Origin of the sequence: Microbispora sp. H11081, from assembly GCF_012999535.1 — a bacterium.
Taxonomy (GTDB): domain Bacteria; phylum Actinomycetota; class Actinomycetes; order Streptosporangiales; family Streptosporangiaceae; genus Microbispora.
The window spans coordinates 21,274-36,770 of record NZ_JABBWV010000020.1 but is presented as its reverse complement, the minus strand read 5'-3'; the positions used below and the strand labels follow the sequence as shown (position 1 = coordinate 36,770).

Sequence of the window (15,497 nt, the reverse complement as noted above, 5' to 3'; positions counted from 1 at the left end):
GGCCCGTCGGCGTCACCGCCGGTACATCACGTCGGTCTTCCACCGGCTGAACCCGAGCGACTCGTACAGCCTGACCGCCGCGGCGTTCTCCTCGTCCACGTAGAGCATGACGTGACCGAGGCCGAGCCCGGCCAGATGCGCGAGCCCGGCGAGGGTCAGCGCGCGGCCGAGGCCGGTGCCGCGCTCGCCGGGCGCGACCCCCACCACGTAGACCTCCCCGATCGGCTCGTCGCCGTCGTGCACCTTGGTCCAGTGGAATCCCGCCAGCGTGTCTCCCCGTACGGCGAGGAAGAAGCCGGCGGGGTCGAACCAGGGCTCGCGCTCCCGCAGTTCGAGGTCGTCCAGCGTCCAGGAGCCCTGCTCCGGGTGGGTGGCGAAGGCCACGGCGTTGAGCGCGAGCCACGCCTTCTCGTCACGCCCCGGCTCGAAGGCGCGCAGCCGTACGCCCTCGGGGATCGCGGCGGCGGGCAGGGGCTCGGACAGCGGGCGGCGCATCTGCCACAGCGACCGCACCCGGGCCAGGCCGGCGCTCTCGGCGAGACGCGCGGCGCCGGGCAGGTCGCCGTGCGCCCACAGACGCAGCCCGCCGCCGCTCGCCTCCAGCGCGGCGTCGAGCAGCCGCCGGCCCAGGCCGCGCCGGCGGAAGGCGGGATGCACCACGAGCTCGCCGCTCGGCCCCTCCTCGGGGTCGGCCGGGTCCAGGTGGGCGAAGCCCGCGACGTTCCCGTCCGCGTACAGCAGTACGGCTCTCGCACCCGGCTCGGCGCCGTGGCGCACCTGGAGCATCACATGCTCGTTGAGCGCACCGACACCATCGGTCTCGGCCGCCGCCTCCGCCAGGGCGAGCACCGCCGCCGCCTGCTCGTCATCGAGCCGTTCCGTGATCTCCACGCGTACGTCCATGTCTGGCACGATAGGTGAAGGTCAGGCGACCGGCGCACCGGCCTTCGGCAATAGACGCCATGCGTTCGCCCCTCGAATCGTTATCTCTGGGCAATTTCCCGCTCAGATCCCCGTTCTACTGTCGGGGGTCATGACCCGAGCATCCCTGACGCGACTGGCCGTCGCCGGCGCCGCCGTGGTAGGCGTCGCGGCCCTCACGATGGGCACGGCCGCCGCGGCTCCTCCTCCCCCGCCCGGCAAACCCGACAAGAAGCCCGGCCCCTCGGTTCCCGTACGGTTGCTGACCATCAACGATCTCCACGGCAACCTCGAACCGCCGACCGGGTCCAGCTCCCGGATCCTCGACCCCAATGGCGCGCTCACCGACACCGACGGCTCGCTGACCGGCATCGCCGGCGCCAAGTACTCCATCGCGGGCGGCGCCTCCTACCTGGCCGCCCACCTCAAGCAGCTCCGCGACCCGAACACCCTCATGGTCGCCGCGGGCGACCTCATCGGCGCCTCGCCGCTGCTGTCCGCCGCCTACCACGACGAGCCGACGGTCGCCCTGCTCGACAAGCTCGGCCTGACCGCCTCCTCGGCCGGCAACCACGAGTTCGACGAGGGCATCGACGAGCTCAACCGCATCATGAACGGCGGCTGCCACCCGGTCGACGGCTGCTCCCCGGCCGGCACGTGGAAGGGCACGAAGTTCGACTACCTCGGGGCGAACGTGGTCAAGGAGGGCAAGGGCGACTACGCCCTGCCGCCCTACTTCATCAAGAAGATCAAGGGCGTGGACATCGGCTTCATCGGCCTGGTGACCCAGACCACCCCGAACATCGTCACGGCCGCCGGCATCAAGGGCCTGCAGTTCACCGAGGAGGTCGCGGCGGCCAACAAGGTGTCGAAGGAGCTCGCCAAGCGCGGCGTCAAGGCGCAGATCGTACTGGTCCACGAGGGTGACAACATCACCCCGAACCAGGACCCCAGCTCGTGCCCGGTCGTCCCCGGCAACGGCTCGCGCATCGCCACCGGCCTCGACCCCCAGATCGACCTGGTCATCAGCGGCCACAGCCACCAGGCGTACGTCTGCAAGGTGAAGGACCCGGCCGGTCAGGACCGCGTCTACACCCAGGGCTCGTCGTTCGGCCGCGCGATCACGCAGATCGACTTCCTGGTCGACCACAAGACGAAGGACATCGTCCGCTCCAGCGTCGTCGCCAAGAACAACGTGGTGACGCGCACCATCGCCCCGGACCCCGACACCGAGGCGTACATCAAGACCTGGCAGGAGCGGGTCTCGACCGTCGCCAACAAGCCGATCGGCCAGATCACGGCCAACATCGGGCGCGGCAGCAACGTGGGCGAGACGCCGCTCGGCGACCTCATCGCGGACGCGCAACTCGAGGCGACGAAGGACGGCGGCAACGCGGAGATCGCCCTGATGAACCCGGGCGGCGTACGCACCGACCTGACCTTCGCGCAGAGCGGTTCCGAAGGCGACGGCGTCGTGACGTACGGCGAGGCCTTCCAGGTGCAGCCGTTCAACAACCTCATGCAGGTCGTCACGCTCACCGGGGCCCAGCTCAAGGCGCTGCTGGAGCAGCAGATCTGGACGGTCGACCCGGTGACGGGCGGCATCACGCAGCGGATCCTCCAGCCGTCCGCGTCGCTGACCTACACCTTCGACACGACGAAGGCCGTGGGCTCGCGGGTCTCCGATATCAAGATCAACGGAACCGCGGTGACGGACGCGCAGCAGATCCGGGTGGCCGCCAACAACTTCCTCGTCGGCGGCGGCGACGGCTTCAGCGTCTTCACCCAGGGCACCGACCTGTGGAGCGGCCCGCTGGACATCGACGCGTTCGTCGCCTACATGGGCGCGCACTCGCCGGTGGCCCCGCCCGCGACCGGCCGGATCAACCTCATCCGATGACCATCCAAGTCAGCTGACGAAACGCGCCGGCCCGCCCCTCGGGGCGGGCCGGCCTTGGTCTTCACGATCAGGCCGGGCCTGCTTCCGACACTCGATACCGGAGCACCTGCGCGTCGCGGATCATCGCCATCTGCCCGTCGTCCGGGCCGGATCTCCGGAAGGCGTGGAGCGCCTCCTCGGACTCCCACCGCTCATAGACGTTGACTCGCGCGGCGTCGGCGAGATCGGCGCCGAGCACGAAGTCGAGGCAGCCGGGGGCCTCGCGCGCCTGCTCGACCACACCGAGACAGCCCTGTAGATAGGCGTCCCGGGCGTCGGGGTCCACAGTCAGCCAGCCCGCGATAATGATCACGCGGTCATCGTAGGAGCCGCCACTGACAAAACAGCGCCCGCAGGGCGCTCACTGGTGCGGGCGCACCGCCATCCAGATCGCCACGGTGTTCTCGTCGCCGGGGTTCCGCCAGAAGTGCGCCTGCTGGGTGAGGAAGTGGAGGGCGTCACCCGGCTTGAGCACATGCGTCACGTCGCCCACGCGGAACTCGAGTTCGCCCGACACCACGTAGACGAGTTCCTCGCCGCCATGCCGCAGCGGCTTGCCACCGCTGCTCGCCCCCGGGATCACCGTGGCCACCGCCGCGGCGGCCTGGAACTCGCCGTAAGGCCCGCTGATGCCGTCGAGCGTGATCCCGGCATGTGAGGTGAAGATCGGGCGTCTGCCCTCCGCCGGAGTGAACACCGTCGGGTGCTCGTCGGCGTCCTCTTCCTCCACGAAATAGGAGACGGGCCGCTCAAGGGCCGTGGCGATCTTGAGCAGCGTGGTGATCGTCGGCACCATGCCGGACTGCTCGATCTTGTGGATGGTGGCCGCCGAGACGTCCGCCCGCTCCGCGAGCGACTGCAGCGAATAGCCCTTCCCCGTGCGCAGCGCCTTGATCTTGGGGCCGATGCCGGAGACGACGGCGGCGACGCGTCCGCTCACTTCACGCCTCCGATGCGTAGGCCGGGGTTCGCACGCGACGACGAGTACCCATCCACACCTTGACGGCGACGATCAGCTGCGTCAAGCATAGTGAACGGATGATTTCGCATACTCAATGCTAGCCCCAGCGCCCAAAGCAGGACAAAGGAGCGACATGTCCTCCATGACCGTGACCATCCCCACTCTCCTGGGCGCCCGGATCTCGTGATGGCGAAGGGACCGTCGCGCCACATCGACGCGCACCGCCACATCGGCGTGCTGCCCGCGTTCCCGTTCTACGGCGGCCCCCCGGTCAGCCCGGACGTGAACGCCCGTGCCACGATCGAGGAACTGATCGCCGACATGGACCGGGAGGGCACCGAGCGGGCGTTGGTGATGCCCAACTACGGGGTCCCCGACCCGAGCCATTCGTTCGCGCTCAACGAGATCGTGCTCGACGCGGCGTCCAAGAGCGATCGCATCAGCGCCGCCCTGTGGGTCTCGCCCCGGCCGCAGGACGCCGAGCCGACCGACAGGGCGCTCGCGCTCGCCTCCGAGAGCGCGGTCAAGGCACTCAAGATCAGCTTCCTGCTCGGGGGGTCCGCCGACGACCCCGCGTGCCGCCCCCAACTCGACAAGGTGTTCGCCGCCGCGAAGGCCAACAACCTCGTCGTCCACGTGCACACCTCGCCGGGCGCGGCCTCGGACATCGACAAGGTCGGCCTGCTCGTGGAGCGGTACGCGGACGAGACGCCGATCCACCTCGTCCATTTCGGCGGCGGGGTGAGCGGCCACATCAAGCTCATCGGCAACCGGTTCTTCGACTGGATCGAGGCCGGGAAGAAGGTCTACACCGACCTCACCTGGTCGGTGGGCTTCGCTCCGCACTGGCTCGCCCGCGAGATCGACCGGCGCGGCATCGGCGGCGACCGCGTGCTGTTCGCCTCCGACCAGCCGTGGGGCGAGTTCGCCGGCGAGTACGCCCGGATGGTCGACGCCACGGGCGGCGGAGAGCTGACCGGGCTGGTCTTCCACGACAACTACGAACGGCTCTACGGCTGAACTCAGCGTGATCAGCCCCGAAGCGAACTCGCATCCCCCTGTGAAGTCGAGGTGGAGAAGTCCCGGTGCCCCCACACAGCGTTCATGATCTCGAAGCGCTCGCGCGCCGTCTCCGCGGCCTGCCGGGTGTCACGGCCAAGGCCTCCATCGGAGTGGTCGCCGACGTCTTCGGCGGCGGGGACTGGTGGGCCGGTCCAGGTGACGACGGCGCCGTGGTGCACGACCGTGGCCGCGACCTGATCGCGTGCGGCGAGGCGATGCTGCCCGCCTTCGTCGCCAAGGACCCGTACGGCGCGGGCGTCGCCGCCGTCCTCGCGAACGTGAACGACCTCGCCGCCATGGGAGCCCGGCCCCTGGCGATCGTCGACACCTTCACCGGCCCGCGCGACGTCGCCAAGGCCGTGCTAGAGGGCCTGAAGTGGGCCGCCGACGTGTACGACGTGCCCGTCGTCGGCGGGCACCTCACCGAGACGGACGGCCCGCCCAGCCTGTCGGCGTTCGGGCTCGGCTCCGCCGGCCGGGTGCTCTCCGCGACGCACGCCGAGCCGGGGCAGGCACTCGTCCTCGCCTGCTGCCTCGACGGGAAGATGCGGGACGACTTCCTGTTCTTCCCGTCGTTCGAGGAGCGGAGCGAGCATCTCGCGGGTGACGTGCGCACCCTGGCCGAGGTCGCCGAGCGGGGCGCCGCCGTGGCCGCCAAGGACGTGAGCATGGCCGGCATGATCGGCTCGCTGGCCATGCTCCTGGAGGCACGCAAACTCGGCGTCCTGGTCGACCTGGACGTGCTCCCCGTTCCCGCGGGCACACCGGTCGAAGACTGGTTGTCCTGCTTCCCCTGCTTCGCGTTCCTGCTGACGACACCGGCCGCGAAGGTGGAGGAATGCGTCACGGCCTTCACCTCGCGCGGCCTCACGGCGCGGCGGATCGGGACGCTGGACGACACCGGCGAAGTGCGCGTGGGCGACGCATCAGGATCGGTGGTCGTCTTCGACCTGAAGCGGGAGTCGGTGACCCGGCTCGCACGGGACCCGGCGGATCCTGATCGCGGCGGGCGGCGTTCGACCGGCACTCCCTAGACTTGCGCCATGCCGATCGACCTGATCCTGCTCGCCGGGGTGCGGTGGCGCGGGCGGCCGGTGGTCGGAGAGAGGGCTCAGGCGCTGCTCGCGGCCCTGGCGTACGCGCGCAGGACCGTGAGCGCGGACCGGCTCGTCGCGGAGGTGTGGGGAGACGACGAACCGGTCAATCCGGCGAAGGCGCTGCAGGTCCTGGTGTCCAGGACCAGATCGGTCGTGGGACCGGAGGCGCTGGTCACCCACGAGGGCGGCTACCGGCTCGACGTTCCGCCCGACCTGGTCGACGTCGGCCGGCTGCGCGCGCTGACGGACCGGGCACGGGCGCTGCTCGCCGAGGATCCGGCCGCCGCCGCCGCGACGGCGCAGGAGGCGCTCGCGCTGGGAGCCGGGGCGCTGCCGCCCGAGGGCGGCGGTCCGCTGGCCGAGGTGCGCCGCCGCGCGGCCCGCGACCTGGCCGCCGCGCGGGTCGTGCTCGCCAGGGCCAGGAGCCGGAGCGGCGACCACGCCGCCGCCCTGCCCGGGCTCGAGGAGGCCGGGCGCGCACACCCCGAGGACGAAGGGCTGCTCGCCGACCTGCTGCGCAGCGAGGCCGCGGTGCGCGGGACCGGCGCCGCGCTCGACCGCTTCGAACGCTACCGGTCCGGCCTGCGCGACCGCGTCGGCGCCGACGTCGGCCCGGAGCTGCGACTGGTCCATCGTGAGCTGCTGGCGCTGGACAGCCCCGTGCGCGCCGGCGTGCGGTTCGACACGACCCCGCTGCTCGGCCGCGACGACGACCTCCGGCGGGTGCGGGCGCTGCTCACCACCTCCCGGGTGGTCTCGATCCTCGGTCCCGGCGGGCTCGGCAAGACCCGGCTCGCCCACGCCGTCGCCCGCGACGCCCCGCAGCCGGTGGTGCACTTCGTCGAACTGGTCGGCGTGACCGCGCCCGAGGACCTGGTCAGCGAGGTCGGGTCGGCGCTCGGCGTCCGCGACTCGGTGACAGGACGCCGCACGCTCACCCCGCGGCAGCGCGCCGACATCCGCGCCCGGATCGCCCAGCAGCTCGATCCGTCCCCTGCGCTGCTTGTGCTCGACAACTGCGAGCATCTGGTGGAGGCGGTGGCCGACCTGGTCGCCTATCTGACCGCCACCACACGGGAGCTGCGCGTTCTCACCACGACCCGCTCGCCGCTGGCGATCGCCGCCGAACACGTCTATCCGCTGCCCCAGCTCGGGATCGGCGACGCCGTCGCGCTGTTCCGCGACCGCGCGACCGCGGCCCGGCCCGGTGTGCGCCTCGACGAGGACGACGTACGCGCCGTCGTGGCCCGGCTGGACGGCCTGCCGCTCGCGATCGAGCTGGCCGCCGCGAAGGTGCGGGTGATGTCACCGGCGGAGATCGCCCGGCGGCTGGAGGACAGGTTCGCGCTGCTGCGCGGCGGCGACCGCAGCGCGCCCTCCCGGCACCAGACGCTGCTGGCGGTCATCGACTGGTCCTGGAACCTCCTGGGCGAGCCGGAGCGCCGGGCCCTGCGCCGCCTGTCGGCCTTCCCTGACGGCTTCACCCTCGACGCGGCCGAGGAGGTCCTCGGCGGCGACGCTCTCGGCGACGTCGGGGAGCTCGTGGAGCAGTCCCTGCTCACCGTCGCGGAGACGGCCGGCGGCGTCCGCTACCGCATGCTGGAGACGGTGCGCGAGTTCGGCCGGGTGCGGCTGGAGTCGGCCGGCGAGACCGCCGACGCGCGGGCCGCCGTACGCGCGTGGGCCGTAGGTCACGCCGACCGGCACGGCGCCCGGCTGTACTCGCCGGAGCAGGTCGACGCGATGGACCGGCTGCGCGCGGAGGAGACCAACCTCGCCGACGTCCTGCGCGAGGCACTCGCCGACCCGGCCCCGGAGACGGTCGTGGTGCTGTTCTCCGCTCTGGGCGCCTACTGGACCATCTGCGGGGACCACACGCGCACCGTCGTACTCACCCCGGCCGTCGCCGCCGCCCTGAGCGACTGGACCCCTCCGCCCCCGCTCCTCGACCGGACCCGGCTGGCCCTGAGCATCGCGCTGTTCACCACCAGCGTCATCTCCCTCGACGAGACCGGGAGGCTGAGGCGGCTGCTGTCCGGGCTGGGCGCCGACTCGGCGAACCCGGCCGTACGGGCGCTGGTGACCGCACTGCTCATCATGGTGTCGGACGGGGAGCACGGCCTGGTGGCGCTGGCCGCCGACCCCGACCCGCTGACTCGCCGCATCGCGCTGCACTGGCTGAGCCACGGCCGGGAGAACACCGGCGACCCGGCCGGCGCCGTCGACGCGGCCCAGGCCGCCCTCGCACTCGTCGGCGACGAGGGCGGTCCCTGGCACCGGGCGGTGCTGCACGCCCAGCTCGCCTCTCTGCACGCACACCTCGGCGACTCCGCGTCGGCCTCCCGGCATGCCACCGAGGCGATCCCCGTCCTCCAACGCCTCGGGGCGATGGAGGACGCCATCCAGATCCGCGCCACCCTCGCCATGGCGGCGCTCAACGAGGGCCGCCGCGACGAGGCCGCGAGGATGCTCGACGAACTGGAGACGCTCGCCTCGCAGGGCACCTACGGCGAGGTCCTGGCGGTCGCCTCCGGCAGGGCCCAGCTGGCCCTCGTCGACGGCGACATCGCCGAGGGACTGCGGCGGCACCGCGAGACGGCCGAGACGCTCAGGAAGCTGCGCATGCCGGGCGTGCCGGACGGCTCCACGATGTGGGCGATCGTCGGCGAGGTCGTCGCGGTCTCGGCATACGCGGAGTACGGCGAGGGCGACGACGGCGCGGACCTCTTCGAGTCGCTGCGGGCCAAGGTCCTGAGCGTGTTCGACTCCGAGCAGGCTTTCAGGGACTACCCGCTGGTGGGGATGGTGCTCGCCGGGCTGGGCATCTGGGGCCTGCGCAAGGGGGCGCTGCCCGCCGAGGAGGCGGTGCGGCTGCTCGTGCTCGCAGACCGGTTCGCCTACAACCGGTTCGTCCCGACGCTGCAGTGGTCGTTGCTGTCCGCGCACGCCGAACGGATCGCCCCCGGGGCCATCTCCCGGATCGAGGCCGAGTACGGCGAACGGCGCGGTCCCGGCCTGCTGGCCGAGGTTCGCGCCGTCCTGCGGCAGGTGGTCTGACGCCGGCTACATCTTGCGGGAGTACGAGCGGACCGCCAGCGGGGCGAAGACCGCGACGACGGCCGCGCACCCGATGACCGCCCAGCCGACCTCGGCCGTCACGGCGCCGTCGTTGCACAGGTCGCGCACCGCGGAGACGACGTGCGACACCGGGTTGACCTTCACGAACGCCTCCAGCCAGCCGGGCAGCGTCTCGGCGGGGACGAAGGCGTTGGACAGGAAGGTGAGCGGGAACATGATCATCATCGAGATGCCCTGGACGCTCTGCGCCGAACGCGCCTTCGTGCCCAGCCAGGTGAAGATCCACGCCAGCGACCAGCCCGCGATCACGGTGAGCGCGACGCCGCCGACGCAGCCGAGCACGCCGCCGCCGGGGCGATAACCGATGAGCAGGCCGGTGACGACCGTCAGCACCGACGCGACGCCATAACGGATCAGGTCGGCGATCATCGGCCCGGCGAGGGGGGCGATCCGCGCGATCGGCAGGGACTTGAAACGGTCGAAGACCCCCTTGTCCATGTCCTCGCGCATCTGCACGCCCGTCGCCATGCAGACGGTCAGGGCCGTCTGGGCGAGGATGCCGGGGATCAGCACAGGGAGGTACTCCGACACGCTGCCGGAGATCGCGCCGCCGAAGATGAACGCGAACATCGCCGTGAACAGCAGAGGCTGGATGAGGACGTCGAAGAACTGCTCGGGCTTGCGGCGCATCTTCTTCAGGGCCCGCCACGCCATGGACAGCGTCTGCACCCGGGTCTCCCCCAACGAGGGCCGGGACGTCGTACGGGCGACCAGGGCGGACGGGTCGACGCTCCGGGCGTCGGCAGTGTCCGGGTTCAGGGTGTGCACGGTCATCGGGCCGCCTCCATCTGTGATTCGTCGTCGGCGCCGTGGCCGGTCAGTGCCAGGAAGACCTCGTCGAGCGTCGGCTTGGCGACGCTGACCGAGGAGATGCGCAGGCCCGCCTCCCGCAGGCCGATCAGCACGTCCGCGGCCCTGTCGGGGTCGGGGAGCGGGATGTTCACGCGGCCCGACTCCGGCGTCAGCACCGGATCCTCGCCCAGCAGCCGGCGGACGACGTCCGCGGCCAGGGCGATGTCGGCGCCCTCGGCCAGGCCGAGCTGCAGGGTCGATTCGCCGACCTGGCTCTTCAGCGCGTCGGGGGTGTCCTCGGCGACCTTGCGGCCCCGGTCGATCACGGCGACGCGGTGGGCGAGCTGGTCGGCCTCGTCCAGATACTGGGTGGTGAGGAGGATCGTGGAACCGTCCGTGACCAGGTCGCGGATGGTGTCCCACATCTGGCCCCGGGTTCTCGGGTCGAGGCCGGTCGTGGGCTCGTCCAGGAAGATCAGGGGTGGGCGGGTGATCAGGCTCGACGCCAGGTCGAGCCGGCGGCGCATGCCCCCGCTGAACTGGGCCAGCGGACGGTCGGCCGCCTCCTGGAGGTCGAAGCGTTCGAGCAGGTCACCGGCGATGGCCTTGGCCCGGGCGCTTGTCACACCCTGCAGGCGGCCGAACAGCCAGAGGTTCTCCCTGGCGGTCAGGTCCTCGTCCACCGAGGCGTACTGGCCGGTGACGCCCACCAACTGCCGGACGCGGTGGGGCTCCCGCCGTACGTCGACGCCGAAGATCTCCGCGTGGCCGCCGTCGACGGGGAGCAGGGTGGCGAGCATCCGGAGCATGGTGGTCTTGCCCGCTCCGTTGGGGCCGAGCACGCCGAAGATCTCGCCCTGCCGTACGTGAAGGTCGACTCCGTCCACGGCCCGGAAGTCTCCGAATGCCTTGACGAGGCCGTCGGCCCGGACGGCACTGAGGTCCGCCATGGCGCGTCTCCTTTCTCCGCCGGGAACGTCCCGGCGTCTTGAGAAAGCGTCCGCGCCGCCGGATTCATCGTGGCTTCACGCCGGTTTCACCCCCGACCCCCGGTTTCACGGCTTGTCCCCCGTGCGAGCTACCCGCGAATGTCCACCGCGCGGTGACGATTCCCGGCCGCCGGATCCCTAGCGTTCTCGGCGTAGCCGCGGCGCTCCGGTCGCGGAATCTCCCAGTGGTGTCTCCCAAGGAGTGTCATGCGACTGTTGAAGCAGCTCGTGCCTGTCGTGCTGGTCGCCTTGGCCGGCGGCGCGGTCGTGGGCGCGGTGCAGGGGAACGCGTTCCTGACCCTGGTCCTAGGCGTCGCGACAGCCGTCCTCGCGGTGCTCGTGTACGGCTGGGCGGTGCGATGGTCCGAGCGCCGCACGCCGGTGGAGGTGGCCGGAGAAGGCGCGGTCGCCGCCGTCGGCCGAGGGCTGCTGATCGGTGCCGGGATGTTCGCGGCCGTCATCGTCAACATCGCCTTCCTCGGCGGCTACCGAGTCGACGGTCTCGGGTCGGTGGCGGGTGCGGCCGGACTGCTCGGCTTCATGGTCGCGGCCGCCGTGACGGAGGAGCTGATCTTCCGCGGCGTCCTGTTCCGGATCGTCGAGCAGTGGGCCGGCACGTGGATCTCGCTGACGCTGACCGGCCTGGTGTTCGGCCTGATGCACCTGGCCAACCAGCACGCCAGCCTGTGGGGCGCGATCGCCGTCGCGATCGAGGCCGGAGGCATGCTCGCCGCCGCCTACGCCGCCACCCGCACCCTGTGGCTGCCGATCGGCCTGCACTTCGGCTGGAACTTCGCCGCGGCCGGCATCTTCAGCACCGAGGTCTCCGGCAACGGCGCGACGCAGGGGCTGCTGAACGGTGTGACGTCGGGCCCCGCCCTGCTCACCGGCGGCGACTTCGGCCCGGAGGCCAGCCCGTACGCGGTGGTGGTCGGCCTGCTGCTGACGGTCGCGTTCCTGTGGCTGGCCCACCGGCGCGGCAACCTGGTCCCCATGCGGCGCGGCGCCCGGGCGGACGCGGCCGCTACGCTCGCCCAGTGATCGACTTACGGCGGGTCAGCGACCTGTGGCGGCGGTGCGACGTCGTCGTCCGGGATGCGCCGCTCGGGCTGCTGATGGCCGTCGTGTCGCTCCTGCCGGCGCTCCACGGCAAGGGGACGCAGGTCGGGGACCTGCCGATCCGTCCCTTCGACGCACTGACGTTCGTGGTGATCGCGCTTGAGTGCCTTCCGCTCGCCGTGCGCCGCCGGTGGCCGGCCGTGTGCCTGGCCCTGGTGTCGCTCGGCTTCGTCCTCGACCAGATCCGCGCCTACCACGTCTTCGCGAGCAACTCGATGTCCATCGCGCTCATGAGCGCGGGCGCCCATCTGGAGCGCCACCGGCGCGCCACCGCGCTCCTCCTGTCCGCGGCGTACCTGCCGTTGGCGGTCGCGCTCGGCCGGCTCGGCGCGACCGAGAAGGTGGAGGGCTACGTGGTGTTCTACCTGACGCTGGTCCTCGCGTGGGGCATCGGGGCCTGGCTGCGCTCCACCCGGGCGGCCGAGGCCGAACGCCGCCGCCACATCGCCGAGGCCACCCGCGCCGCCGAACGCACCCGCATCGCCCGCGAACTCCATGACGTCGTGACCCACCACGTGACGGCCATGGTCGTACAGGCCGAGGCGGCACGCTATCTGACCGCCGCGCCCGATCGCCTCGACGCGGCGCTGAGCGCCATCACCGACACCGGCCGGCGGGCCATCGCCGACCTGCGGCACCTGCTCGACCTGCTCAATCCCGACCACGACGACGTCAGGACGCCGTCCGTCGGCGAGCTTCACACGCTCGTGGAGCAGACACGCCAGGCCGGGCAGCCGGTGGAGTTCGCCGAGGAGGGCAAGCCGGCGGAACCGGCCGGAAGCGCCGAGTTCGTGACCTACAGGGTCGTGCAGGAGTCCCTGACGAACGCCCTCAAGTACGCGCACGGCAGCCCCACCGTGGTCCGGGTGCGCTACGGAGACAAGGAGATCACCGTGGAGGTCGGCACCGATGACCCCGGGTCGCGGGCCGGCTCACCCGGCGGGAGCGGGCAGGGCCTCGCCGGGCTCCGTGAACGGGTCGACGCCCTGGGCGGCGAGTTCAGCGCGGACCGGCGGGCGGACGGCGGCTTCGTCGTGCGGGCACGCATCCCGGTCGGGAGCGCGTCGTGAACGCGCCGGTCCGGGTCCTGGTCTGCGACGACCAGGCGCTGATCCGCACCGGGTTCGCGACGATCATCGACGCGCAGCCCGACCTGGAGGTGGTGGGCGAGTGCGGGGACGGCCGCGCCGCGGTCGACCTCGCCCGCCGCCTGCACCCGGACATCGTGGTGATGGACGTGCGCATGCCGGTGCTCGACGGCATAGAGGCGACCCGTCTGCTGGCCGGCGCCGGGGTCGAGCACCCCGTCAAGGTGCTCGTGGTGACGACGTTCAACCTGGACGAGTACGTGTACGAGGCGCTGCGCGCCGGGGCGAGCGGGTTCCTGCTCAAGGACGCCCCACCGGCGCAGTTGCTGCACGGCATCCGCACCGTCGCGACGGGAGCCGCGCTGCTGGCGCCCGAGGTGACGCGGCAGCTCGTCGGCAGGTACGCGGCGCGGATTCGGCCCGCCGCCGGCACGCCGGACGACATCGCGCTGACCCCGCGCGAGCTGGAGGTGCTGCGCCTCATCGCCGACGGCCTGTCCAACGGCGAGATCGCCGTGGAACTGGTGATCAGCCAGGAGACCGTCAAGACGTACGTCTCACGCATCCTCACCAAACTCGGCCTGCGTGACCGCGTGCAGGCGGTCGTCTACGCCTACCGCAGGGGCCTGGTGACCTGAGACCCGCACGCCTCAGTGCGAGTGGCGCGGCGGGGCGCTGCCGCTCCCGCCGGTGAGGAAGTCGAGATCCGCGCCCTTGTCGGCCTGGAGGACATGCTCGCTGTACAGGCGCACCCAGCCACGGTCGGCGGGCGGCCGCGGTGGCTGCCAGGCGGCACGGCGGCGCTCCAGTTCCGCGGCGTCGACCAGGAGGTCCAGGCGGCGGGCCGGGACGTCCATCAGGATCAGGTCGCCGGTGCGCACGAGGGCGAGGGGCCCGCCCACCGACGCCTCCGGGGCCGTGTGCAGGACGCAGGTGCCGTAGCCGGTGCCGCTCATGCGGGCGTCGGAGATCCGCAGCATGTCGGTGACCCCCGCGGTGAGCAGCCGCCGCGGCATGGGCATGTTGCCCACCTCGGGGAACCCCGGATAGCCGCGTGGCCCGGCGTTCCGCACCACGATGACCGTGTCGACGGTGACGTCCAGGTCCGGGTCGTCGGCGACGGCGATGTAGTCCTCGATCCGGTCGAACACGAGCGCGGGCCCGGTGTGCCTGAGCAGGTGGGGCGAGGCGGCGGAGACCTTCAGCACGGCCCCGGACGGCGCGAGCGACCCGCGCAGCACGACGGTGCCCGACCCGGCGGGCTGGAACGGCTCCGCCATGGTGCCGATGACCTCCCGGTTCCAGCACTGGGCGGCGCCGATGTTGTCGGCCACGCTCTTCCCGCTGACGGTGACGTGGTCCAGGTTCAGCAGGGGGGCGATCTCCTTCATCAACGCCGGGAGCCCGCCCGCGTACGCGAAGTCCTCCATCAGGTACGTCCCGGAGGGCATCAGGTTCGCCAGCATGGGCACGTCGGCGGTGAGCGCGTCGAAGTCCTCGAGCGTCAGGGGCACACCGAGGCGGCCGGCGATCGCGAGCAGGTGCACCACGGCGTTCGTGGAGCCGCCGATCGCCGCGTTGACCCGGATGGCGTTCTCGAAGGCGTCGCGGGTGAGCACCGTGGACACCCGCTGGTCCTCCTCGACCATGGCCACGATCCTGCGCCCGGCGGCGTGCGCGAGCGCGTACCGGCGGGAGTCGACCGCGGGGATGGCGGCGGACCCCGGCAACTGGACGCCGAGCGCCTCGGTCACGCAGGCCATTGTTGAGGCGGTTCCCATGGTCATGCAGTGCCCGCGGCTGCGGGACATGCAGATCTCCGCCTCGGAGCAGTCGGCCGCCGTCATCCGGCCCGCGCGCAGTTCCTCGGTGAAACGCCACACGTCTGTGCCCGACCCGATGTCCCTGCCGCGGAACTTGCCGTTCAGCATCGGACCACCGGTGACCATCAGGGTGGGCAGGTCGACGCTGGCCGCGCCCATCAGCAGCCCGGGGGTGGTCTTGTCGCAGCCGGACAGCAGCACCACCCCGTCGAGCGGGTTGGCCCGGATCAGCTCCTCGGCCTCCATCGCCAGCAGGTTGCGGTAGAGCATGGTCGTCGGCCGCATCAACGGCTCCCCCAGGCTCATCGCCGGGAACTCCAGCGGCAGGCCGCCGCTCTCCCACACGCCGCGCTTCACCGACTCGGCCAGGTCGCGCAGGTGGGCGTTGCACGGCGTCAGCTCCGACCACGTCGAGGCGATGCCGATCACCGGCCTGCCGTCGAATACGTCGTCCGCGAACCCCTGGTTGCGCATCCACGACCGATGGATGAATCCGTTGCGGCCCTCCGCCCCGAACCACTCCTGGCTGCGCAGCGGGCGATTCGTCATCGACATCGGCTTACCTCTC

The 15,497-nt window shown here is 71.8% G+C and carries 13 protein-coding genes; 7 read left to right on the top strand and 6 right to left on the bottom strand.

Annotation, left to right across the window (positions count from 1 at the left end; genetic code table 11):
• Positions 1-12: 12 nt before the first annotated feature.
• The gene (gene mshD / locus HHX31_RS31360; RefSeq protein ID WP_169953035.1) at positions 13-903 is read right to left on the bottom strand and encodes a mycothiol synthase; all 891 of its coding nucleotides are present in this window, start codon (positions 901-903) and stop codon (positions 13-15) included.
• A gap of 130 nt (positions 904-1,033) precedes the next feature.
• Here mshD and HHX31_RS31355 point away from each other — a divergent pair, with 130 nt between their 5' ends.
• Positions 1,034-2,821 (top strand): bifunctional UDP-sugar hydrolase/5'-nucleotidase, encoded by a 1,788-nt coding sequence (locus tag HHX31_RS31355; RefSeq protein WP_169953033.1) that lies wholly within the window; start codon positions 1,034-1,036, stop codon positions 2,819-2,821.
• Positions 2,822-2,888: 67 nt separating this feature from the next.
• On the opposite strand, the gene HHX31_RS31350 is transcribed toward HHX31_RS31355, so the two are convergent.
• Together HHX31_RS31350 and HHX31_RS31345 are read right to left on the bottom strand one after the other, a co-directional pair.
• The gene (locus HHX31_RS31350) at positions 2,889-3,173 is read right to left on the bottom strand and encodes an antibiotic biosynthesis monooxygenase family protein (RefSeq protein ID WP_169953032.1); all 285 of its coding nucleotides are present in this window, start codon (positions 3,171-3,173) and stop codon (positions 2,889-2,891) included.
• Positions 3,174-3,221: 48 nt separating this feature from the next.
• Entirely contained in the window at positions 3,222-3,800 is a 579-nt protein-coding gene (locus HHX31_RS31345) for a helix-turn-helix domain-containing protein (protein WP_169953030.1), read from the bottom strand.
• Positions 3,801-4,007: 207 nt separating this feature from the next.
• Here HHX31_RS31345 and HHX31_RS31340 point away from each other — a divergent pair, with 207 nt between their 5' ends.
• From HHX31_RS31340 to HHX31_RS31330, 3 genes are all read left to right on the top strand, one after another.
• A complete protein-coding gene (locus HHX31_RS31340) occupies positions 4,008-4,841 on the top strand; it encodes an amidohydrolase family protein (protein WP_169953028.1) in 834 nt (277 codons plus the stop codon).
• Positions 4,842-4,906: 65 nt separating this feature from the next.
• A complete protein-coding gene (locus HHX31_RS31335) occupies positions 4,907-5,917 on the top strand; it encodes an AIR synthase related protein (RefSeq protein WP_169953027.1) in 1,011 nt (336 codons plus the stop codon).
• A 9-nt stretch (positions 5,918-5,926) separates the two neighbouring features.
• On the top strand, positions 5,927-9,037 hold the full coding sequence (locus tag HHX31_RS31330) for a BTAD domain-containing putative transcriptional regulator (protein WP_169953025.1): 3,111 nt from the start codon (positions 5,927-5,929) through the stop codon (positions 9,035-9,037).
• A 6-nt stretch (positions 9,038-9,043) separates the two neighbouring features.
• Here HHX31_RS31330 and HHX31_RS31325 read toward each other — a convergent pair whose 3' ends face one another.
• The gene (locus HHX31_RS31325) at positions 9,044-9,892 is read right to left on the bottom strand and encodes an ABC transporter permease (RefSeq protein ID WP_169953024.1); all 849 of its coding nucleotides are present in this window, start codon (positions 9,890-9,892) and stop codon (positions 9,044-9,046) included.
• Positions 9,889-10,860 (bottom strand): ATP-binding cassette domain-containing protein, encoded by a 972-nt coding sequence (locus tag HHX31_RS31320; RefSeq protein WP_169953022.1) that lies wholly within the window; start codon positions 10,858-10,860, stop codon positions 9,889-9,891. Before HHX31_RS31320 ends, HHX31_RS31325 begins: the two co-directional genes overlap by 4 nt.
• A 246-nt stretch (positions 10,861-11,106) precedes the next feature.
• On the opposite strand from HHX31_RS31320, the gene HHX31_RS31315 reads away from it, so the two are divergent.
• The 3 genes from HHX31_RS31315 to HHX31_RS31305 are packed head-to-tail and all read left to right on the top strand — an operon-like array spanning position 11,107 to position 13,744.
• The gene (locus tag HHX31_RS31315) at positions 11,107-11,940 is read left to right on the top strand and encodes a CPBP family intramembrane glutamic endopeptidase (protein ID WP_169953020.1); all 834 of its coding nucleotides are present in this window, start codon (positions 11,107-11,109) and stop codon (positions 11,938-11,940) included.
• The gene (locus HHX31_RS31310) at positions 11,937-13,088 is read left to right on the top strand and encodes a histidine kinase (protein WP_169953019.1); all 1,152 of its coding nucleotides are present in this window, start codon (positions 11,937-11,939) and stop codon (positions 13,086-13,088) included. Before HHX31_RS31315 ends, HHX31_RS31310 begins: the two co-directional genes overlap by 4 nt.
• Positions 13,085-13,744, top strand: a complete 660-nt coding sequence (locus tag HHX31_RS31305) for a response regulator transcription factor (protein WP_169953017.1) — start codon at positions 13,085-13,087, stop codon at positions 13,742-13,744. Before HHX31_RS31310 ends, HHX31_RS31305 begins: the two co-directional genes overlap by 4 nt.
• A gap of 12 nt (positions 13,745-13,756) precedes the next feature.
• Here the strand turns inward: HHX31_RS31305 and HHX31_RS31300 are convergent, their stop codons facing one another.
• Positions 13,757-15,484 carry an IlvD/Edd family dehydratase gene (locus tag HHX31_RS31300; protein WP_249347184.1) on the bottom strand — a complete coding sequence of 576 codons (1,728 nt, stop codon included), beginning with the start codon at positions 15,482-15,484 and terminating at the stop codon, positions 13,757-13,759.
• Between the last annotated feature and the right edge of the window lie 13 nt (positions 15,485-15,497).